Origin of the sequence: Massilia sp. MP_M2 (genome assembly GCF_039123635.1) — a bacterium.
In the GTDB taxonomy this organism is placed as follows: Bacteria; Pseudomonadota; Gammaproteobacteria; order Burkholderiales; family Burkholderiaceae_D; genus Telluria.
The window spans coordinates 358,090-379,940 of record NZ_JBCHJF010000001.1 but is presented as its reverse complement, the minus strand read 5'-3'; the positions used below and the strand labels follow the sequence as shown (position 1 = coordinate 379,940).

General features: G+C 65.2%; 18 protein-coding genes. 16 read left to right on the top strand and 2 right to left on the bottom strand.

Annotation, left to right across the window (positions count from 1 at the left end; translation table 11 throughout):
• The first annotated feature begins 40 nt into the window (after nucleotides 1–40).
• The 11 genes from RCH14_RS01710 (at nucleotide 41) to RCH14_RS01660 (ending at nucleotide 14,600) form a co-directional block, all read left to right on the top strand.
• Entirely contained in the window at nucleotides 41–1,402 is a 1,362-nt protein-coding gene (locus tag RCH14_RS01710; RefSeq protein ID WP_343024433.1) for an MFS transporter, read from the top strand.
• Between the two features lie 22 nt (nucleotides 1,403–1,424).
• The gene (locus RCH14_RS01705) at nucleotides 1,425–2,375 is read left to right on the top strand and encodes a glycoside hydrolase family 43 protein (protein ID WP_343024432.1); all 951 of its coding nucleotides are present in this window, start codon (nucleotides 1,425–1,427) and stop codon (nucleotides 2,373–2,375) included.
• 13 nt (nucleotides 2,376–2,388) lie between these two features.
• Entirely contained in the window at nucleotides 2,389–3,441 is a 1,053-nt protein-coding gene (locus RCH14_RS01700) for an aldose epimerase family protein (protein ID WP_343024431.1), read from the top strand.
• Nucleotides 3,438–4,319 (top strand): SMP-30/gluconolactonase/LRE family protein, encoded by an 882-nt coding sequence (locus tag RCH14_RS01695; protein WP_343024430.1) that lies wholly within the window; start codon nucleotides 3,438–3,440, stop codon nucleotides 4,317–4,319. Before RCH14_RS01700 ends, RCH14_RS01695 begins: the two co-directional genes overlap by 4 nt.
• A gap of 151 nt (nucleotides 4,320–4,470) precedes the next feature.
• Entirely contained in the window at nucleotides 4,471–6,213 is a 1,743-nt protein-coding gene (locus RCH14_RS01690; RefSeq protein WP_343024429.1) for an IlvD/Edd family dehydratase, read from the top strand.
• A 24-nt stretch (nucleotides 6,214–6,237) separates the two neighbouring features.
• On the top strand, nucleotides 6,238–7,230 hold the full coding sequence (gene araD1, locus RCH14_RS01685; RefSeq protein ID WP_343024428.1) for an AraD1 family protein: 993 nt from the start codon (nucleotides 6,238–6,240) through the stop codon (nucleotides 7,228–7,230).
• Nucleotides 7,227–8,798: an aldehyde dehydrogenase (NADP(+)) gene (locus RCH14_RS01680; RefSeq protein ID WP_343024427.1), complete on the top strand. Its 1,572-nt coding sequence runs from the start codon at nucleotides 7,227–7,229 to the stop codon at nucleotides 8,796–8,798. Before araD1 ends, RCH14_RS01680 begins: the two co-directional genes overlap by 4 nt.
• Nucleotides 8,799–8,829: 31 nt before the next feature.
• Nucleotides 8,830–9,597: an SDR family oxidoreductase gene (locus RCH14_RS01675; protein ID WP_343024426.1), complete on the top strand. Its 768-nt coding sequence runs from the start codon at nucleotides 8,830–8,832 to the stop codon at nucleotides 9,595–9,597.
• A 78-nt stretch (nucleotides 9,598–9,675) separates the two neighbouring features.
• The gene (locus tag RCH14_RS01670; RefSeq protein ID WP_407070036.1) at nucleotides 9,676–11,220 is read left to right on the top strand and encodes an alpha-N-arabinofuranosidase; all 1,545 of its coding nucleotides are present in this window, start codon (nucleotides 9,676–9,678) and stop codon (nucleotides 11,218–11,220) included.
• Nucleotides 11,221–12,246, top strand: coding sequence for an arabinan endo-1,5-alpha-L-arabinosidase (locus tag RCH14_RS01665; protein WP_343024425.1), 1,026 nt, complete (start codon nucleotides 11,221–11,223; stop codon nucleotides 12,244–12,246).
• Entirely contained in the window at nucleotides 12,243–14,600 is a 2,358-nt protein-coding gene (locus tag RCH14_RS01660; protein WP_343024424.1) for a glycoside hydrolase family 127 protein, read from the top strand. The genes RCH14_RS01665 and RCH14_RS01660 overlap by 4 nt, the downstream gene beginning before the upstream one ends.
• A 25-nt stretch (nucleotides 14,601–14,625) precedes the next feature.
• Here RCH14_RS01660 and RCH14_RS01655 read toward each other — a convergent pair whose 3' ends face one another.
• Both RCH14_RS01655 and RCH14_RS01650 read right to left on the bottom strand, forming a co-directional pair.
• On the bottom strand, nucleotides 14,626–15,342 hold the full coding sequence (locus RCH14_RS01655) for an anti-sigma factor domain-containing protein (protein ID WP_343024423.1): 717 nt from the start codon (nucleotides 15,340–15,342) through the stop codon (nucleotides 14,626–14,628).
• The gene (locus RCH14_RS01650; RefSeq protein WP_407070035.1) at nucleotides 15,339–15,926 is read right to left on the bottom strand and encodes a sigma-70 family RNA polymerase sigma factor; all 588 of its coding nucleotides are present in this window, start codon (nucleotides 15,924–15,926) and stop codon (nucleotides 15,339–15,341) included. The genes RCH14_RS01655 and RCH14_RS01650 overlap by 4 nt, the downstream gene beginning before the upstream one ends.
• A gap of 261 nt (nucleotides 15,927–16,187) precedes the next feature.
• On the opposite strand from RCH14_RS01650, the gene RCH14_RS01645 reads away from it, so the two are divergent.
• The 5 genes from RCH14_RS01645 to yjfF all read left to right on the top strand — a co-directional run bounded on the left by RCH14_RS01645 (nucleotide 16,188) and on the right by yjfF (nucleotide 21,841).
• Entirely contained in the window at nucleotides 16,188–17,165 is a 978-nt protein-coding gene (locus tag RCH14_RS01645; protein WP_343024421.1) for a ferritin-like domain-containing protein, read from the top strand.
• Nucleotides 17,166–17,309: 144 nt separating this feature from the next.
• Nucleotides 17,310–18,272, top strand: a complete 963-nt coding sequence (locus tag RCH14_RS01640) for an ABC transporter substrate-binding protein (RefSeq protein ID WP_343024420.1) — start codon at nucleotides 17,310–17,312, stop codon at nucleotides 18,270–18,272.
• A 7-nt stretch (nucleotides 18,273–18,279) separates the two neighbouring features.
• Nucleotides 18,280–19,812: a sugar ABC transporter ATP-binding protein gene (locus RCH14_RS01635; protein WP_343024419.1), complete on the top strand. Its 1,533-nt coding sequence runs from the start codon at nucleotides 18,280–18,282 to the stop codon at nucleotides 19,810–19,812.
• Nucleotides 19,812–20,879 (top strand): ABC transporter permease, encoded by a 1,068-nt coding sequence (locus RCH14_RS01630; protein ID WP_343024418.1) that lies wholly within the window; start codon nucleotides 19,812–19,814, stop codon nucleotides 20,877–20,879. The genes RCH14_RS01635 and RCH14_RS01630 overlap by 1 nt, the downstream gene beginning before the upstream one ends.
• The gene (yjfF, locus tag RCH14_RS01625) at nucleotides 20,876–21,841 is read left to right on the top strand and encodes a galactofuranose ABC transporter, permease protein YjfF (RefSeq protein WP_343024417.1); all 966 of its coding nucleotides are present in this window, start codon (nucleotides 20,876–20,878) and stop codon (nucleotides 21,839–21,841) included. The genes RCH14_RS01630 and yjfF overlap by 4 nt, the downstream gene beginning before the upstream one ends.
• Nucleotides 21,842–21,851: the final 10 nt, after the last annotated feature.

Genomic DNA, 21,851 nt, shown 5'->3' with positions numbered 1-21,851 from the left:
CGCAGGATTTCCTGCCGCGCCCCGTCGTTGTTTTGATTGGATGGAAAACGTGCAAACGCAAAAACTCTCGACGCTTGAAAAAGTCGGCTTCGGCGCCGGCGACATGGCGCTCAATGTGGTGATCTCGTCGATGATGCTGATCATCACCTTCTTTTACACCGACATCTATGGCCTGCACGTGCGCGACCTGGCGGTGCTGTTCGTTGTCGTCAAGATCGTCGGCGCCGTGGCCGACCTGGCGATGGGGCAGGTGACCGATTCGGTCCTGACGCGCTGGGGGCGCTACCGCCCGTGGCTGCTGCTGCTCGCGGTGCCGTACGGCCTGTCGGTGTTCCTGGTGTTTTCCACACCAAGCTGGGACTACGACGCGAAACTGATCTGGGCCTACTCCACCTACATCCTCATGACCATCATGACGGCCGGCGTGGGCATTCCGTATATCTCGCTGATCAGCGGCCTGACCGCCGATCCGCAGCAGCGCCTGTCGGCCAACGGCTATCGGCTGTTCTTCGCCAAGGTGGGCGCCTTCATGGTGACGATCGTCGTGCCGATCCTGGCCGGCGCCTGGGACGGCGCGCATCCGGCTGCCGGCTACCAGGCGGCGATGGCGGTGATGGCCGCCATCGGCGTGCTGCTGTTCGTGTTCTGCTTCTTCACCACCACCGAGCGGGTCGTGCACAAGGTCGAGAAGCAGCCGTTGCTGGCGCAGGTGCGCGTGCTGCTCAAGAACGACCAGTGGCTGATCCTGTGCGCCGTGTGCGTGACCGGCACCATCGGCTACGTGATCCGCGGCTCGGTGGCGATCTACTATGCCAAGTACTACCTGGGCGGCGACACGGCGGCAGTATCGGCCTTCCTGTCGACCGGCGTGGCGGCGGCGATCCTGGCGATGGTGGTCTCGACCTGGACCACCAAGTTCTATTGCAAGGTCAAGCTGTTCCGGCATTCGCAGATCGCGGTGGCGGTGCTCAGCGTGATGATGTATTTCCTGGTGCAGCCCGGCGACATGGTGCTCGCCTTCGTCCTGTATTTCCTGCTCTCGCTGGTGGTGGACCTGCACGCGCCGGTATTCTGGTCGGCCATCGCCGAGACGATCGACTACGGCCAGGTCAAGACCGGCAAGCGCGTCTCGGGCTTCGCATTCGGCGGCATCTCGGTGTGCCAGAAGATCGGCATGGGCGTGGCCGGCTATATGGTCGGGATCCTGCTCGATTACTTCCGCTATGTGCCGAACCAGTCGCAATCGGCGCTGGCGCTGCAGGGCATTGCGCTGATGCTGTCGGTGATTCCGGGCTTCTTCCACTTCCTGATGGGGATGCTGATGTTCAAGTACCGGATCAGCGACGACTATTACATCACCGTCAAGCAGGACATGCAGGCGCACGGCTACGCGACCACCTGACAATCACATACAGAGAACAACGATGCAAGAAACCATCCTCCAGCCGCTGATCGAGCAACGCGCCGATCCCTATATCTACAAGCACACCGACGGCTACTATTACTTTACCGCGTCGGTGCCGCTGTACGACCGCATCGAACTGCGCCGCGCGACCACCATCGCCGGCCTGGCCACCGCGCCCACGGTCGATGCCTGGCACAAGCCCGAGACCGGCCCGTATTCCGAGCTGGTCTGGGCTCCCGAGCTGCACTTCAATGACGGCGCCTGGTATGTCTACTTTGCCGCCGCGCCCAGCCGCGCCATCAAGGACAAGCTGTTCCAGCACCGCATGTACGCGATCCGCAACCGCCATGCCAACCCGCTGGAAGGGGAGTGGGAATTCATGGGCCAGGTCGACACCGGCATCGACAGCTTCTGCCTCGATGCGACCACCTTCACCCACAAAGGCACGCTGTATTACCTGTGGGCGCAGAAGGACCCCGCCATCGAGGGCAATTCGAACCTGTACATCGCGCCGATGAAGACGCCCTGGCAGATCGAGGGTGCCCCGATCCTCCTGAGCAAACCGGAGCACGACTGGGAAACGATCGGCTTCTGGGTCAACGAAGGCCCGTCGGTCCTGCGCCGCAACGGCAAGATCTTCATCAGCTACTCGGCCAGCGCGACCGACCATAACTACGCCATGGGGTTGCTGTGGGCCGACGAAGACGCCGATCTGCTCGATCCGCGCGCGTGGACCAAGTCGGCGCAGCCCGTTTTGCGTACATGCTACGATCACGGCGTCTATGGGCCGGGCCACAACAGCTTCACGCTGGCCGAAGACAACGACACCGTGATGCTGGTCTACCACGCGCGCACCTACACCGAGATCGTCGGCGATCCGCTCTGGAACCCGGACCGCCACACCTTCGTGAAACCGTTGCGCTGGGACGACCAGGGCATGCCGGTGTTTGGCCGACCCTCCGTCTATTAAGGATCACATCACCGTGCAAACCGGTATCACGCAAGCGCCGTTCGGCCACCTGCCAGGCGGCGCCGCCGTCACCCAGTTCACGCTCACCAACGCCCATGGCATGGTGGCAAAGATCATCGACTTCGGCGGCATCATCACCGAACTGCACGCGCCGGACCGCGACGGCAGGTTCGCCGACGTGGTGCTCGGCTTCAATTCGATCGAGCCTTATTGCACCGACAGCCCGTACTTCGGCGCGCTGATCGGCCGCTACGGCAACCGTATCGCCAAGGGGCGCTTTACGCTCGATGGCGCGCAGGTCCAGCTGCCGGTCAACAACGGCAACAACCACCTGCACGGCGGCGCCAGCGGCTTCGATCGGGTCCTGTGGACGGCGACCGTCGATGGCGCCAGCCTGCGCCTGGCCTACCGCAGCGTCGACGGCGAGATGGGCTATCCCGGCAACCTCGATGTCACGGTCGTCTACCAGCTCAATGACGCCAACGAACTGGTGGTGCGTTTCCACGCCGTGACCGACAAGGCGACGCCCGTCAACCTGACCCAGCACAGTTACTTCAACCTGGCTGGCGATGGCGACATCCTGGGGCACTACCTGACCATCGATGCCGACAGCTTCGTGGCGATCGACAGCGAATCGATTCCCACCGGCGAACTCACGCCGGTCACCGGCACGCCGTTCGACTTTCGCCTGCCGCGCCAGATCGGCGAGCGGATCGGGCAGCCTGACAAGCAGCTGCGCCACGGCAGCGGTTACGACCACAATCTCGTCCTGAACAAGCCGCAAGGCACGACGTTGACCAGGGCGGCACGGGTGAGCGAACCCGTCTCGGGCCGCGTGCTGGAACTATGGACGCAGGAACCCGGCGTGCAGTTCTACAGCGGGAACTTCCTCGACGGGTCGCTATCCGGCAAGGGCCGCAGCTACGGGCACCGCAGCGGCTTGTGCCTGGAGCCGCAGCATTTCCCCGATTCGCCGAACCAGCCGCAGTTCCCGAACGTGATCCTGCGCCCGGGCGAGGCGTATGCCACCGAGTCGCGCTTTCGTTTTACCACCGAGGCAGCTTGATGGAGGTGCTGACCGACACCCGGCACGAGCTGGGCGAGTGCGTGCTGTGGTGCGAGCGCACCGGCCGCCTGCTGTGGACCGATATTCCCGCCGCTACCCTGTGGGCCTACACGCCGGCCACCGGCCGTACGGCGAGCTGGCCGATGCCCGAGCGCCTGTGCTGTTTCGCGCTGACCGGCAGCGACGACCGCCTGCTGCTGGGGCTGGCGTCCGGTCTCGCGTTCTTCACTTTCTCGAGCGGCAAGGTCACGCGCATCTGCGATGTCGAACCGGACATTCCATCCACGCGCATCAACGATGGTCGCTGCGATCGCCAGGGGCGTTTCGTGTTCGGCATGTTCAACCAGGCCGAGAATCCGAAGCACGCACTGGGCGGCTTCTACCGCCTCAACCTCGACCTGTCGCTCGAACGCCTGCCGCTGCCCAACGCCGCCATCGCCAACAGTATCTGCTTCAGTCCCAACGGGCGCCGCATGTACTTTGCCGACTCGGCGCAAAAGGCGATCCTGTACGCCGACTACAACCCGTGCAGCGCCGAAGTGGGCCGCGTGCACACGTTCGTCGCGGCCGATGCCGTGCCGGGCGAGCCTGACGGCTCGACGATCGACGCCGCCGGCTATCTGTGGAGCACGCGCTGGGGCGCGGGCATCGTGGCGCGCTTTGCGCCCGACGGCCAGCTCGAGCGGACAGTGTCGCTGGCGGCGCCGCAGCCGAGCTGCCCGGCCTTCGGCGGGCCCGACCTGACGACGCTGTTCGTCACCAGCGCCCATCTTGGCATGTCGGATCAACAGCGTGCGGCCGCGCCGCTGTCGGGTGCGTTGTTTGCGCAGGCGCTCGAATTGCGCGGCCTGCCCGAATCGCGTTTCCTGCACGTTTGACGGCTAGTTATCGATACGAAAAACGGTATCGATCTTCGTTAAAATTTGATTAGTAAGTTATCTGCCCGGACTTTAGACTTCCTCTCGGTAATCAAGTGATATGGACAGCGGCACCATGCACGCTTCATCCAGAGAATAACGAGGAGATACGATGTCCGAGGCAAAGAAAAAGACGCCGCTGCGTTCTGCGGCATGGTTTGGCACGCAGGATAAAAACGGGTTCATGTACCGCAGCTGGATGAAGAACCAGGGCATACCCGACCACGAATTCCAGGGCAAGCCGATCATCGGCATCTGCAACACCTGGTCCGAACTGACCCCGTGCAATGCGCACTTCCGCAAACTGGCCGAGCACGTCAAGCGCGGCATCCTCGAAGCGGGCGGCTTCCCCGTTGAATTTCCCGTGTTTTCGAACGGCGAATCCAATCTGCGCCCGACGGCAATGCTGACCCGGAATCTGGCCAGCATGGACGTCGAGGAATCCATCCGCGGCAATCCGATGGATGCGGTCGTGCTGCTGGTCGGCTGCGACAAGACCACGCCGGCGCTGCTGATGGGCGCGGCCAGCGTCGACCTGCCGACGATCGTCGTCACCGGCGGCCCGATGCTCAACGGTAAACTGAACGGCAAGGACATCGGCTCCGGCACCGCCGTCTGGCAGTTGCACGAGCAGGCCAAGGCCGGCACGATCACGATGCACGAATTCCTGTCGGCCGAAGCGGGCCACTCACGCAGCGCGGGCACCTGCAACACGATGGGCACGGCGTCGACGATGGCCTGCATGGCCGAAGCGCTGGGCACCTCGCTGCCGCACAACGCGGCGATTCCCGCCGTGGATGCGCGCCGCTACGTGCTGGCGCACATGTCGGGCATGCGCATCGTCGAGATGGTGCACGAAGACCTGCGCCTGTCGAAGATCCTCACCCGCGCAAACTTCGAGAACGCCATCCGCGTGAATGCGGCCATCGGCGGCTCGACCAATGCCGTGATCCACCTGAAGGCCATTGCCGGGCGGGTGGGCGTGCCGCTCGAACTGGAAGACTGGACCCGCATCGGCAAGGGCACGCCGACCGTGGTCGACCTGCTGCCATCGGGGCGCTTCCTGATGGAAGAGTTTTATTACGCGGGCGGCTTGCCGGCCGTGATTCGCCGCCTGGGCGAGGGTGGCCTGATTCCCAACAAGGATGCGCTGACCGTCAACGGCAACACGCTGTGGGAAAACTGCGTCGCCGCGCCGATCTATAACGATGACGTCGTGCGCCAGCTGGACAATCCGCTGATCGCGGACGGCGGCATCTGCATCCTGCGCGGCAATCTCGCGCCGCGCGGCGCCGTACTCAAACCGTCGGCTGCCTCGCCGCACCTGATGCAGCATCGGGGGCGCGCCGTGGTGTTTGAAGACTTCGATCACTACAAGCAGCGCATCCTCGACCCGGACCTGGACGTCGACGAAAACTCTGTGCTCCTGATGAAGAACTGCGGCCCGAAAGGGTATCCGGGCATGGCCGAAGTGGGCAATATGGGCTTGCCGCCCAAGCTGCTGGCCAGGGGCATCACCGACATGGTGCGCATCTCGGACGCGCGCATGAGCGGCACGGCATATGGCACCGTGGTGCTGCACGTGGCGCCGGAAGCGATGGACGGCGGCCCGCTGGGTATCGTGCAGGACGGCGACATGATCCAGCTCGATTGCCATAACGGGCTGCTCAACGTCGAACTGCCGGATGCCGAGATCGTGCGCCGGCTGGCCGAGCGCGCCGAAAAGAACAAGCCCGTGCAGCACAGCGGCTACCAGCGCCTGTACCTCGATCACGTGATGCAGGCCGACGACGGCTGCGATTTCGATTTCCTCGTCGGCTGCCGTGGCTCGGCGGTGCCGAAGCATTCCCACTGAACCAAGAACCGAGGAGACCAGAGCATGCTGCTCATCCAATTTCTGACCGAAGCGCAGGAGCGCCGGGTCGGCATCCTGGCCGGCGCCACCATCCGCGTCATCGATGGCTACACCACCACCCTGGAGCTCGCACGCGCCGCCATTGGCAGTTGCCAGGGTCTTGCCCAGCTGGCCGAGGGCGCTGCCGGCGCGCAGCATGTCGACTATGACGCCACCGCGCAGGCCGGCCGCATCCTGCCGCCGCTCGACCACCCGGACGCTGCCCACTGCTACGTGACCGGCACCGGCCTGACTCACCTGGGCAGCGCCGATGCCCGTGACGCCATGCACCAGAAGATCGGCGGCGATATCGCCGCGCTCAGCGACAGCATGAAGATGTTCCGCATGGGCGTCGAAGGCGGCAAGCCGCCGACCGGCACGGCCGGCGTGCAGCCGGAATGGTTCTACAAGGGCGATGGCTCGATCGTGCGCGCCACTGGCCAGGACCTCGAGATGCCGGCATTCTCGCTCGACGGCGGCGAAGAACCGGAGATCGCCGGCCTGTACCTGATCGGCGACGACGGGCACCCGTACCGCCTCGGTTACGCCATCGGCAACGAGTTTTCCGATCACGTGACCGAGCGCCAGAACTACCTGTACCTTGCGCATTCCAAGCTGCGCAACTGCGGCCTGGGGCCGGCGCTGCTGGTGGGCGACCTGCCGGCGCACGTCGCGGGCGTCTCGCGCATCATCGGCGCGGATGGCCAGGTGCGCTGGGAAAAGCACTTCGTCAGCGGCGAGCAGAACATGTCGCACACGCTCGAGAACCTCGAGCACCACCACTTCAAGTACGGCCTGTTCAAACGCGCCGGCGACGTCCACATCCACTTCTTCGGCACCGCCACGCTGAGCTTTGCCGATGGCGTCCAGGTCAGCGAGGGAGAAATCTTCGAAGTCGCGTCGCCCACCTTCGGCCCGGCGCTGCGCAACCGCCTCGCGGTGCAAGCTACGCCTTACACGAAAGTGACCGCCTTATGAACCTCACCGGCGACGCCATCATCAACGGCCTTGCAGAGCGCGGCGGCGCGGGCGCGTTCCAGGCCTGGGCGCCGGGCCAGCGCGAGCACATCGAGCCGGCCTTCCACATGGTCACGCCCGAGCAGATCGACCGCGCCTGCACGCTGGCGGGCGATGCCTTCGACGCCTTTCGTGCAACGGGCGACGCGGCCCGTGCGCAGTTTCTCGAGACCGTGGCCGAGCAGGTGCTGGCCATCGGCGACGCGCTGATCGAACGTGCGATGCTGGAGACCGGCCTGCCGCGCGTGCGCCTGGAAGGTGAGCGCATGCGCACCGTGGGCCAGCTGCGTTTGTTTGCCACGCTGCTGCGCGAAGGGTCATGGAACGACGCGCGCCTGGACACGGCGCTGCCTGATCGTGCGCCGCCCCGGCCCGACCTGCGCATGCGCCTGATCGGCGTCGGCCCGGTGGCCGTGTTCGCCGCCAGTAACTTCCCGCTGGCGTTCTCGGTTGCCGGTGGCGACACGGCGGCCGCGTTTGCGGCCGGTTGTCCGGTCGTGCTCAAGGCCCATTCGGCCCACCCGGGCACGTCGGAACTCGTGGGCCGCGCCGTCGCACGGGCCGTCGCGCAATGCGGCTTGCCGGCCGGCGTGTTTGCGCTGTTGAGCGGGACTGGCAACGGCATCGGCCAGCGCCTGGTGGCGCACCCGGCGATCCAGGCCGTGGGCTTTACCGGCTCGCGCTCGGGCGGCCTGGCCCTGATGGCGGTGGCGGCCGCGCGCAAGCAGCCGATTCCCGTGTATGCCGAAATGAGCTCGATCAATCCGGTATTCCTGCTGCCCGAGGCGCTGGCCAACCGCGGCGAGGAGATCGGCAAGGGCTTTGCCGCGTCGCTGACCATGGGCGTCGGCCAGTTCTGCACCAATCCCGGGCTGGTGCTGGCGGTCGACGGGCCGGGCCTGGATGCGTTTGCCAACGCCGCGAGCGACGCTTTGGCCGCGTCCAGCAGCGCCGTGATGCTCAACCAGGGCATTGCGGACAGCTACCGCAAAGGCGTCGAGGCGCTGGCCGGCAACGACGCGATCACGACGCTCGCACGGGTGGCGCACGAAGAAGGCAAGGGCGGCGCGGCGTTGTTTCGCACCACGGCCGATGAATTCCTGGCACGCACCGAGCTGCACGACGAAGTGTTCGGCCCCGCCTCGGTGCTGGTGGTCTGCAAGGATGCGGGCAACATGCGCGACGTGGCCGAGGCCATCGAAGGCCAGCTGACCGCCACGCTGCAGCTCGACGCGGGCGACATCGCGGCCGCCCGAATGCTGCTGCCGACGCTGGAGCGCAAGGTGGGCCGCATCCTGGCCAACGGGTATCCTACCGGCGTCGAGGTCTCGACGGCGATGGTGCATGGCGGGCCGTTCCCGTCGACGGCCGATGGCCGCAGCACCTCCGTGGGAACGGGCGCGATCAGCCGCTTCCTGCGACCGGTCTGCTACCAGAACCTGCCGGCCGCACTGCTGCCGGCGGTCCTGCAAGACGGCAACCCGCTGGGCGCCTGGCGGCGCCGGGATGGCGCGCTCACCAAAGAGTGAGCGGGCAGACAACAACAAGATGGAGACAAGCATGCAACACATGGCGAACTACCCGAGCCTGAGGGACCGGCGGGTGTTTGTGACGGGCGGCGGCACCGGTATCGGCGCGGCCATCGTGGAAGCGTTCGTGGCGCAGGGCGCCATCGTCGCGTTCGTGGACATCGCGCGCGACGCCAGCGAAGCGCTGTGCGCGCAGCTGGCCGGGGCCGGCCACCGGGCGCCGGCGTATCGATACTGCGACATCACCGACATCCCCGCGCTGCAGCGCACGATGGCCGAACTGGCCGCGCAACTGGGCGACTTCGAGGTGCTGGTCAACAATGCAGCGAACGACCAGCGCCACGATATCCAGGACGTCTCGCTCGACTACTGGAACGAGCGCATCGCGATCAACCAGCGCCCGATGTTCTTTACCTGCCAGGCGGTCTTGCCGGGCATGAAAAAGAAGGGCGGCGGCTCGATCATCAATTTCAGTTCGATGTCCTGGCATGCCAAGGGCGCCGGCTATCCGGTCTATGCGACGACCAAGGCCGCCGTGATCGGCCTGACGCGCAGCCTGGCGCGTGACCTCGGACCGTTCGGCGTGCGGGTCAACACCGTCACGCCCGGCTGGGTCATGACGCAGCGGCAGATCGACTTGTGGGTGGACGACGCGGCCGAAGAAGAGATCAAGAAAGCGCAGTGCCTGCCGGGCAAGCTGATGCCACAGGATGTCGCGCGCATGGTGCTGTTCCTGGGCGCCGACGATAGCCAGATGTGCACGGCGCAGGATTTCGTCGTGGATGCCGGCTGGACCTGAGATGCGCCGGCCGTCACATCGCGGCACAGGTCAATAAAACAAGCCTGCAACAACAAGCAGGCAAAACCAATGGAGACAATGTTGAAAGCACTCAAACCCCTCATCCTCGCATGCGGCCTGGCCGCCATGCCCGCCTTTGCCCAGGTCAGCGTGTCGGTCGACACCGGCAAGCCTGGCCCCGTCATCAACAAGAACGTGTATGGCCAGTTTGCCGAACACCTTGGCACCGGCATCTACGGCGGCCTGTGGGTCGGCCAGAACTCGTCTATTCCGAATACCCGCGGCTGGCGCAATGACGTCGTCGGCGCGTTGAAGGAACTGAAGGTCCCGCTGGTGCGCTGGCCGGGCGGCTGCTTTGCCGATGAATACCACTGGCGCGACGGCATCGGCGCGCGCAACAAGCGCCCGGTCAAGGTCAACACGCACTGGGGCGGCGTGGCCGAAGACAACGCCGTGGGCACGCACGAATTCTTCGACCTGGTCGAGATTCTGGGCACCGAAGCCTACATCAACGGCAACCTGGGTTCCGGTACGCCGCAAGAGATGGCCGAGTGGCTCGAGTACATGACGTCGGACACCAAGTCGTCCCTGGCCGAACTGCGCCGCAAGAACGGCCGCAAGGCGCCGTACAAGGTGGCCTATTTCGGCATCGGCAACGAAGCCTGGGGCTGCGGCGGCAACATGAAGCCGGAATACTATGCCAACCTGTACAACCACTACGCGACGTTCCTGAAAACGCCACCGGATGCGCGACCGAAAATGGTCGCCAGCGGCGGCAACGACAACGACACCAGGTGGACCGAGGTACTGAGCAAGGAGGCCGCGCGCGGCACCGACGGCATCAGCTATCACTACTACACGCTGCCGACCGGCGTGTGGGAAAAGAAGGGCGCCGCCACCGGCTTCCCGGAATCGGAATGGTTCTCGACCATGCAGCAAACGCTGCGCATGGACCAGCATATCAAGCAGAACATCGCCATCCTCGACAAGAACGATCCCGAGAAGAAAATCGGGTTCTATGTCGACGAGTGGGGCACCTGGTACGACGTCGAACCGGGCACCAATCCGGGCTTCCTGTTCCAGCGTAACACCCTGCGCGACGCGGTCGTGGCGGCGCTGAACTTCAACATCTTCCATGCCCACGCCGAGCGCGTGCGCATGACGAACATCGCGCAGATGGTCAACGTGCTGCAGGCGATGATCATCACCGACAAGGAGAAGATGCTGCTGACGCCAACCTACCACGCGTACAAGATGTACATCCCGTTCCAGGATGCGACATCGCTGCCGGTGGCGGTCGACAACGACGTGGCCTATTCGAGCAATGGCAAGGGCGTGCCGGGCATCAGCGCCACGGCGGCGCGCGCCAGGGACGGCAAGGTATATATCGCGCTGGTCAATACGCACCCGACGCGCGCCAGCGATGTCACGCTCAACGTGGCGGGCCTGACGGTCGGCGGCGTCGCGGGCCAGGTGCTGACGGCCGACGCGATGGACGCGCACAACACGTTCGAGAAGCCACAGGCGATCAAGCCGGCGCCGTTCAGCGCGAGGGCGCAGGATGGCAAGCTGACGATCAAGGTCCCGGCCAAGGCCGTGATGGTCTTCGCGGTCGAGGCGTAAGTGCGGGCCGCACACCTCGTGTGGGCGGCGCTGGCGATTGTCAGCGCGGCCAGCGCCGCCGGCGGCGCCAGTGCCGCGCAGGTCGGCGTGCACGACCCGGTCATGGCAAAGCAGGGCGCGCGCTACTACCTGTTCAGCACCGGCCCCGGGATCACGTTCTACAGTTCGACCGACCTGACGAACTGGAAGCCGGAAGGGCGCGTCTTCAAGGAGGGCCCGGCCTGGGCGCCACGGGCCGCGCCGACCTTCGACGGTCATATCTGGGCGCCCGATATCTACCAACACGACGGCAAGTACTACCTGTACTACTCGGTGTCGGGCTTCGGCAAGAACACGTCGGCCATCGGCGTGACCGTCAACACGACGCTCGACCCGCGTTCGCCCGCCTACAAATGGGAAGACCATGGCCCGGTCGTGCAGTCGGTGCCGGGGCGCGACCTGTGGAACGCCATCGACGCGCAGGTGATCGACGACGCCAAAGGGACGCCGTGGATGTCGTTCGGCTCGTTCTGGGGCGGCCTGAAACTGGTCATGCTCGACGCCAGCCGCACCCGGCTCGCCGAGCCGCAGGAATGGCACACGATCGCGCGCCGCGAGCGGCCGGCCTTCACGCCGGACGACGAGGCCGGGCCGGCGCAGATCGAGGCGCCCTTTATCTTCCCGAAGAACGGCTGGTACTACCTGTTTGCCTCATGGGACCTGTGCTGCAAGGGCAAGGACAGCACGTACAAGGTGGTGGTGGGCCGTGCGAAAACGATCACCGGGCCCTACCTCGACCGCAACGGCGTCGACCTGGCCAAGGGCGGCGGCACGCTCGTGATCGCGGGCGACAGCGACTGGCGTGGCCTGGGCCACAACAGCGCCTATACATTCGACGGCAAGGACTACATGGTGCTGCACGCGTACGAGACCGCTGACCGCTTCAAGCAGAAGCTGAAGGTGCTGGACATGGGCTGGGACCGGGATGGCTGGCCGGTGCTCGATCAGAAGGACCTGAATCGCTACCAGAGCGCGCTGCAGCCATGAAGGTTCGCCTCCTGGCATGGCTGCTGCTGGGAGCAGGTACGCTGGCGCAGGCGGCCGCGCCGTTTCCGCTGGCCGACGTGCGGCTGGGCGCGGGGCCGTTCCTCGACGCCCAGACCACCAACCTGAATTACCTGATGGCGATGGAGCCGGACCGCCTGCTTGCACCGTTCCTGCGCGAAGCCGGACTGGCACCGCGCAAGCCGAGCTACGGCAACTGGGAATCCTCGGGCCTGGATGGTCACATGGGCGGGCATTACCTGTCGGCGCTGGCGCTCATGTACGCGTCCACCGGCGACGCCGAAACGCTGCGCCGCCTGAATTACATGGTCGCCGAGCTGCAGCGCGCGCAGCACGCCAACGGCGACGGCTACCTCGGCGGCATCCCGGGTGGCCGCCAGGCCTGGCGCGATGTCGCGGCCGGCAAGCTCGAAGCCGATGGCTTCTCGGTCAACGGCAAGTGGGTGCCGTGGTACAACCTGCACAAGGTCTATGCGGGTCTGCGCGATGCCTACCGCTATGGCGGCAACGCGGACGCTTGCGCCATGCTGGTTGCGCTGTCCGACTGGGCGCTGGCCTTGACCACGCGCCTGTCGCCGGAACAGATGCAGGCGATGCTGCGCAGCGAGCATGGCGGCATGAACGAGATCTTCGTCGATGTCGCCGAGATCACCGGCAACAAGAAGTACCTCGACCTCGCACTGCGCTTTTCGCACCAGGCGATCCTGCAGCCGCTGGCCCGCCACGACGACCAGCTCACCGGCCTGCATGCCAACACGCAGATCCCGAAGGTCATTGGTTTTCAGCGTATCCATGATGCGACGGGGCGCAAGGACATGGGCGACGCGGCCAGGTTCTTCTGGCAGACGGTGGTGGACAAGCGCTCGGTGGCGATCGGCGGTAACAGCGTCAAGGAGCATTTCCACAGCCAGGACGACTTCGCGCCGATGGTGCATGACGTCGAAGGGCCGGAGACCTGCAACACCTACAATATGCTCAAGCTGACGCAGATGCTGTTCGCGGCCGAGCAAAAGGGCGCGTACGGCGACTATTACGAGCGCGCGCTGTACAACCACATCCTGTCGTCGCAGCGCCCGCAAGGCGGGTTCGTGTATTTCACGCCGCTGCGGCCGAATCACTACCGCGTGTATTCGCAGCCCGACCAGGGCATGTGGTGCTGCGTGGGCTCGGGCATCGAAAGCCACGCCAAGTACGGTGAATTCATCTACGCGCACGAAAAGGACACCTTGTTCGTCAATCTGTTCATGGCCTCGACCCTCGACTGGAAAGCGCAGGGTGTCCGGCTGACGCAGGCGACCCGCTTCCCGGATGCCGAGACGACGCGCCTGACGATCGACCGCGTCACGCCCGGCTCGGACACGTTCACGGTCAAGATCCGCTATCCCGGTTGGGTGGCGCCGGGTCGCATGACGGTGCAGGTCAATGGCAGGCCGGTCAAGCCTGATGCCGGGCCGGGTGGCTACGTGGCGCTCACGCGCAGCTGGCGCGCAGACGACCGGATCGACGTGCGCCTGCCGATGACCACGCACCTGGAGCAGCTGCCGGACAAGTCCAACTACTACACGGTCCTGCACGGCCCGGTGGTGCTCGCGGCCAGGACACGGATGCCGGGCGACGAGCGGCTGCAGTATCTGGCCGACGACGCGCGCATGGGCCACATCGCATCCGGGCCGGTCTGCCCGATGGAATCGGCGCCGATGTTCGTCAGCGATTCGATGGACTTCATCCGCAGATTCAAGCCGGTGGCGGGCAAGCCATTGACGTTCACCGCGCCGGGGCTGGTGCATGGCGCAGACGGACCAGCCACCGAGTTCGTGCCGTTCTTCCGCCTGCACGAATCGCGTTACACGATGGTCTGGCAGCACGCGACGCCGGTCGGGCTGAAGGCGCAGCAGGCGGCCAATGCAGCGGGCGAAGCAGAGCGCCTGGCGCTCGATGCGCGCACCATCGACCAGGTCGCACCGGGCGAGCAGCAACCGGAGTCCGACCATTTCTTCAAGGGCGAGGGCATCGACGCCGGTGTCAATAGCGGGCGCCACTGGCGCCATGCATCGAAGTGGTTCAGCTACGAACTGAAGGATCCGAAGCAGGAAGCCAGCGTGCTGCGGCTGACCTATGCAAAGGCCGATGCGGGGCGGCGTTTCGCTATCCTGATCAATGGCCGGTTGCTGGCCAACGTCACGCTGACCGCCGACGCGGCCGGGGATTTCTACACGGTCGACTACCCGATTCCGGCCGCGCTGAGGGACGCCGCGCAAGGTCTACTCAACGTGCGCTTTGTCGCGCAGGCCGGTTCGCTGGCCGGCGGGCTGTATGGGCTGCGGCTGCTGCGCTGAGGTTGACGCCAGACGTCAGGCGCCGCTACAGCATCCGCACCCAGTTGCCCTTGTACAGAATCGGTCCGGTCGGCCCGCCGGCGCCGGGCGAACCGCCGCGCGGTTCGAGCGACACAGCCAGCGTGGCGATATCGTCGCCGATCGCGCTGCCAGTTAGTGGCAGCTCAATCGCGCCTTCCGGCGGGATCACGCCGAGCGAACGGGGCGCGCCTTGCTTGGGAACGGCCCACAATTGCAGCGACTTGTCGGCAGCCACTGGTGCGTTCTCGACCAGGCGCGCCGTGAACACGCGGCGCTCGCTGTCGGCGGTCAGCAGCAGCGCCGTGCGTGCCTTGTCATCGATCAGCGTGGCGACCAGATCGACCTGCGGCGCCTCGACCAGCGTCGAGCGCAGCACGCCCACCATCAGCAAGGTCGCCGCCAGTGACGCGAGGCTCAGCGAACGCCAGAAGGTCAGCGACTCGGTGCGCCAGAACTGCCAGGCCGCGTGCGCACGTTGTTGCACTTGGCCCAGGCCCAGGCGGCGTTCGATCGCGCGCCACACCTGGGCACGCGGCGCTTGCGCACCCGAGAATTCGGCCATCGGCATCAGGCGTTCCTGCCATTCGGCGGTCAGGCGCCGCAGGTTCGCGTCGTCACGCAGATAGCGCTCGAAACGCCGGCGCGCGCCGCCCCTGAGCGTGCCGAGGACATACTCGGCCGCCAGCTTGTCGCACAGTTGCGGGTTGTTGCGGATATTCATGTTCGTTCGCCTTTAACCAGGCAGGTCTTGAGTCGCTCCAGGCTGCGGCGGATCCAGGTCTTGACGGTACCGATCGGTATCGCCATCTGCTGCGCCACCTCGCTGTGCGACAGGTCGTGGAAGAAGGCCAGGCCGACGACTTGCCGGTGCGCCCCTTCGAGCAACGACATGCAGTAGGCCAGCGCCTTGGCGTCATGGCTGATGAGCAGCGCGTCGATCGGCGTGGCGCGCGGATCCTGCAAGGCCGCCATGATCTCGACATCGAAGACGGTGCCGTCGATGTCGAGGTCGTGAGCACAGCGACGCAGCAGGTCGAGCGATTTGTTGCGCACGATCGTCGTCATCCAGGTCATGGGCGCGGCCAGGTGGCGCTGGTAACCGGCAGCGCCGTTCCAGATCGCCACGAATCCCTCCTGCAGTGCTTCTTCAGCCAGTTCGCGCTTGCCTAATATACGCAGCGCGTAGCCGAACAGTTTCGGCGAAATGGTGTCATACAACGCGCGGAAGGCCGCAGCGTCACCTTGTGCTGCGCCGTGCAGCCAGATTGCCAGCTGTTCGGGATCGGGATGAAGGGTATCTGGCACTGCCATCCTTGGACGTTGTGTGAGTGAAGAATCGGGTGAAATTGACAATATCATATCGACCCGCTCGCGCTCGCACGGCTGGCCGGCACACCGTGCTGAACATATTTTTTGAAATAGTTGAAACCGATTCAATCGTGCGTCAGTACAAGTCATACGCGCTGATGATGGGTCACAGCCAGATTTTCACAGCCAGGTTTTCTGGTTGACTTACCCAAGCAGACGCAAGCCCATTTACTTGATCGCATCAACCGGAGACACACCATGACAGACACGAATGTGACATTGGCATTGCTCGAATCACGCAAGGAAAAGCTGGAAAAGCGCCGCTCGTTCTTCAAGAACGTGGGAGGGATCAGCGTCGGTATGGTGGGCGGCACCTTCCTGTCCGCCTGTGGCGGCTCGGTCAAGGACGCCATCGCGCAGGCAGCGCAGCCGACCGATATCGACATCCTCAACTTCGCGCTGAACCTCGAGTACCTCGAAGCGCAGTTCTATTCGTACGCGGTGTTCGGCACCGGTCTGGCCGCAAGCCTGACGGGCGGCACGGGCACGCAAGGCGCCGTGACGGGGGGACGCGCAGTCGCATTCAAGGATCCGCTGGTCGCGCAATATGCCAAGGAAATCGCGCAGGATGAAATCGCGCACGTGGGCTTCCTGCGCGCGGCGCTTGGCACGGCGGCCGTTGCCCAGCCGGCGATCGACATCGGCGGCACCGACCCGAACGGCGCGTTTTCGACCGCTGCCCGCGCGGCGGGCCTGGTGGGGCCGGGTGTTGCGTTCGACCCGTATGCCAACGATGAAAACTTCCTGCTCGGCGCGTTCATCTTCGAAGACGTCGGTGTGACCGCTTACAAGGGCGCGTCGCCGCTGATCACGAACAAGACCTTCCTCGAAGCGGCAGCGGGCATCCTGGCGGCCGAGGCGTATCACGCCGGCATCGTGCGCACCGTGCTGTATTCGAAAGGGCTGACGGCGCCGACGCTGCGCACGGCGGCCACGGCGATCTCGAATGCACGCGATAGCCTCGACGGTTCGACCGACGTCGATCAGGGCATTGTCAATGCGACCGACAGCAGCGTGTCGAACATCGTTCCGCTCGACAAGGACGGCATCGCCTTCAGTCGTACGCCGGGTGACGTGCTCAATATCGTGTACCTGACCAAGGAATCGGTCACGATGGGCGGCTTCTTCCCGCGTGGTGTGAACGGGCTGCTCAATATGAGCTCTGCCTACGTCTGATTGCCAGTAATACCCGTGCGATGCGGTATCGTTTTACCGCATCGCGCTTGATATCCAAAAACGTATCAATCGCCGCAAAAAATTGATTGGATCAGTATCACACTTTGTCCTACGATTGCAGAACAACAATATCGGAGACAAGTGATGCGATTCACCCGCAGGAAGTTCCTGGGCGTAGCCACGGCTGCCACCTTCGCAGCAACCCATCCGGCGTTCGCCGCCAAACCCCTGACGATCGGCTTTTCGCAAGTCGGCGCCGAGAGTGAATGGCGCACCGCGAACACCACCTCGATCAAGGACGCCGCCAAAAAAGCCGGTGTCGTCATGAAATTTGCCGATGCCCAGCAGCGTCAGGAAAACCAGGTCAAGGCCATCCGTTCATTCATCGCGCAGCGCGTCGACATCATCGCGTTCTCGCCCGTCGTCGAATCGGGCTGGGATACCGTGCTGCGGGAAGCCAAGGCCGCCAAAATTCCCGTCATCCTCACCGACCGCGGCGTGAAAGTTGCCGACCCGTCGCTGTACGTCACGCTGCTCGGTTCCGACTTCGTGGAAGAAGGTCGCCGCGCCGCCCGCTGGCTGGTCGAACACGCGAAAAAGAACCCGGGCCGCGCCTACAACATCGTTGAGCTGCAAGGAACTGTCGGTTCGGCACCGGCCATCGACCGCAAGGCCGGCTTTGCCGAGGTGATCAAGGGCGAGCCGCGCCTGAAGATGCTGCGTTCGCAGACGGGCGACTTCACCCGCACCAAGGGCAAGGAAGTGATGGAAGCGTTCCTCAAGTCCGAGGGCAAGAACATCACCGTCCTGTACGCGCACAACGACGACATGGCCATCGGCGCGATCCAGGCGATCGAGGAAGCGGGCATCAAGCCCGGCAAGGACATCCTCGTGATCTCGATTGACGGTGTGCGCGGCGCGTTCGAGGCCATGTTGCAGGGCAAGCTGAACGTGACGGTCGAATGCAACCCGTTGCTCGGTCCCCAGCTGATGCAGGCCGCGCTGGCGGTCAAGGCGGGTAAACCAGTCCCCAAACGCATCGTCGTCAACGAGGGCGTGTTCCCGGCTGAAGTGGCCGCGAAGGAATTCCCGAACCGTCGCTATTGAGGCGGCCATGCTCCCCACGACAACGCAGGCGCCGGTCCTGGAAGTGACCGGCATCCACAAGCAGTTTCCCGGCGTGCGCGCGCTGTCGGATGCGGGCCTGCGCCTGTATCCGGGCGAAGTCCACACGCTGATGGGCCAGAACGGCGCGGGCAAGTCCACGCTGATCAAAGTGCTCACGGGCGTCTACCAGCCCGATCGTGGCAGCATCGTGTTCGCTGGCGAGGCGATCGCGCCGCGTTCGACGCAGCATGCGCAGGACCTGGGCATCAGCACCGTGTACCAGGAAGTAAACCTGTGCCCGAACCTGTCGGTCGCCGAGAACATCTTCATCGGCCGCTATCCGCGACGCTGGGGCATGATCGACTGGCGCCGGATGCGGCAGCAGGCGCAGGCGCTGTTGACGCGCCTGCAGGTGCACATCGATGTGCGCCAGCCGCTGGCCAGCTTCCCGCTGGCGATCCAGCAGATGGTGGCCATTGCGCGCGCGCTGAGCATTTCGGCGCGCGTGCTGATCCTGGACGAACCCACGTCGAGCCTCGACGAAGCCGAAGTCCAGCTGCTGTTTTCCAACCTGCGCGCGCTGCGCGAGCAGGGCATGGCGATTCTGTTCGTCACGCACTTCCTGGAGCAGACTTACGCGATCTCGGACCGCATCACCGTGATGCGCAACGGCGAGCGGGAAGGCGAGTACCTGTGCGGCGACTTGTCGCGCCTGGCGCTGGTCAACAAGATGATCGGTGCTGCGCCCGATGCCCAGGAGCCGCCTGCCACCGGCCAGCACGCGGCGCAAACACCCAGCGTCGCGGCGGGCGAGATCGTCCTGCGCACGCGCGGCGCTGCCCGGCGCGGCGTGCTCGCGCCGCTGGACCTCGTGCTGCGCAAGGGCGAAATGCTGGGCCTTGCCGGCCTGCTCGGATCCGGCCGCACCGAAACCGCGCGCATGCTGTTCGGCGCCGACCGGATCGACAGCGGCGCGATCGAGATCAAGGGCCGTGCGTGCGCCCTGGCCACGCCACGTGACGCGATCGCGCACGGCGTCGGTTTTTGTTCCGAGGACCGCAAGCACGAAGGCGCGATCCTCGACCTGTCGGTGCGCGAAAACCTGATCCTTGCCCTGCAGGCGCGCCAGGGCCTGCTGCGTGCGATTCCGCTGCGCCGCCAGCAGGCGCTGGCCGATCACTATGTGCAGCAACTGGGGATCAAGACGGCGAGCATCGAGACGCCCATCGGCACGCTCTCGGGCGGCAACCAGCAAAAAGTGCTGCTGGCGCGCTGGCTGGCCACCGAACCGAGCTTGATGATCCTCGACGAACCGACGCGCGGCATCGACGTGCGCGCCAAGCAGGAGATCATGGATTACGTCACGAGCCTGTGCCGCAAGGGCATGTCGATCCTGTTCATTTCGTCCGAACTGCCGGAAGTGCTGCGCGTGAGCGACCGCATTGTCGTCATGCGCGACCGCAAGGCCTGCGGCGAGTACGGACGCGGTGAACTCGACGACAGAACGGTGCTGCACGTGATTGCCGGGGAGGGCGCGTGATGGCGGTCAACGACATCCCGGCGCTGCAGCCGCCCCCACAGTCGTCCCTGACGTCACGCATACTGGCGCACCGCCTGTTCCGGCCCCTGACCGCGCTGGCCGTGCTGCTGCTGATCGACTTCCTGCTGATTCCCGGCTTCTTCCATCTGGAGGTCCGCGACGGCCACTTGTATGGCGCGCTGGTCGACATCGTCAACCGCGCGGCGCCCCTGATGCTGGCGGCGATCGGCATGACGCTGGTGATTGCCACGCGCGGCATCGACATCTCGGTCGGTGCCGTGGTCGCGCTGTCCGGCACCGTCGCCTCGATGCTCATTGGCGGCACGATGGTGATGCAGGATGGCGTACCGGTGTACCTGGCCGACACGCCGATGCTGGTGGCGATTGCCGCCGCCCTCGGCGCGGCGCTGCTGTGCGGCCTGTGGAACGGTGCGCTCGTCGCCGGCCTGGGCCTGCAGCCGATCGTCGCGACGCTGATCCTGATGGTGGCGGGGCGCGGCCTGGCCCAGTTGCTCACCGATGGCCAGATCGTCACGGTCTACTACCAGCCGTACTTTTTCCTGGGCAGCGGGTATCTGTTCGGCTTGCCGTTCGCGCTGTTTGTCGTGGCCGTGGTGTTCGGTGTCACGGCGCTGCTGCTGCGCCACACGGCGCTGGGGTTGTTCATCCAGGCGGTGGGCATCAATCCCGTGGCGGCGCGCCTGGCCGGCATCCGCACGGCGGCGCTGATCGTGTTCGTCTACGTGTTCGCGGCCACCTGCGCCGGCATGGCGGGCCTGTTAATCAGTTCCAACGTGAAGAGCGCGGATGCCAACAACGCCGGCCTGATGCTCGAACTGGACGCCATCCTGGCCGTCACGCTGGGCGGCACGTCGCTCGCGGGCGGCAAATTCAGCCTGGCCGGTTCGCTCGTCGGGGCGCTGATCATCCAGACGCTCACCTACACCATCTATTCGCTGGGCGTCCCGCCCGAGGTCAATATGGTCGTCAAGTCGGTTGTCGTATTTTTGGTCTGTATCTCGCAGTCCGACCAGTTCAGGCAGTTGTGGCAGCGGAGGCGCGCATGAATGTCCATCTGCTTGCGAAGGCCCCGTCCTTCACGTCCCTCGTCACGGTGGCGCTGCTGGTGGCGATGCTGCTCGTCGGCGGCGCGCTGTACGACGGCTTCCTGTCGCTGCAAGTGCTGCTCAATCTCCTGATCGACAATGCGTTTTTGCTCGTGATCGCGATCGGCATGGGCTTCGTGATCCTCTCCGGCGGGATCGACCTGTCGGTGGGCGCCGTGCTCGCGCTGGCGACGATGATCGCGGCCTGGCTCCTGCAGGTGGCGCACTGGCCGCCGCTGGCGGTGATCGCCTTTGTGCTGCTGCTGGGCGCCGGGTTCGGCGCGGGCATGGGCGCGATCATCCACTACTTCCGGCTGCAGCCATTCATCGTCACGCTGGCCGGCATGTTTCTCGCGCGCGGCCTGTGCTACCTGATCAGCATCGAGTCGATCACGATCGACGACCCGCTGTTCGTCGCGATGTCTCAAACCCAGATGCCGTTCTTCGGGGGCTTTCTGTCGCCCGGCGCGCTGATCGCGCTGGGCATGCTGGGCCTGGCCATCTGGCTGGCGCACTACAGCGGCTTTGGCCGCGCCGTGTATGCGATCGGCGGCAATGAAACCTCGGCTGCGATGATGGGGCTGGCGGTCGGGCGCACCAAGGTGCTCGTGTATGCGTTGAGCAGCTTTTGCGCCGCTCTGGCCGGGGTGCTGTTCGCGTTCTACATGCTGTCCGGTTACGGGCTGCATGCGCAGGGTACCGAGCTCGATGCCATCGCCGCCGTCGTCATCGGCGGCACGCTGCTCACGGGCGGCTACGGCTATGTGGCCGGCGCGCTGTCGGGCGTGCTGGTGCTGGGCACGATCCAGACGCTGATCGCCTTCGACGGCACGCTCAGTTCGTGGTGGACGAGGATCGTGATCGGCGGCCTGCTGTTCGTGTTCTGCGTCGTCCAGCGCGTGATGGCATTCGGAAGAAAATAAAAGAAGGAGA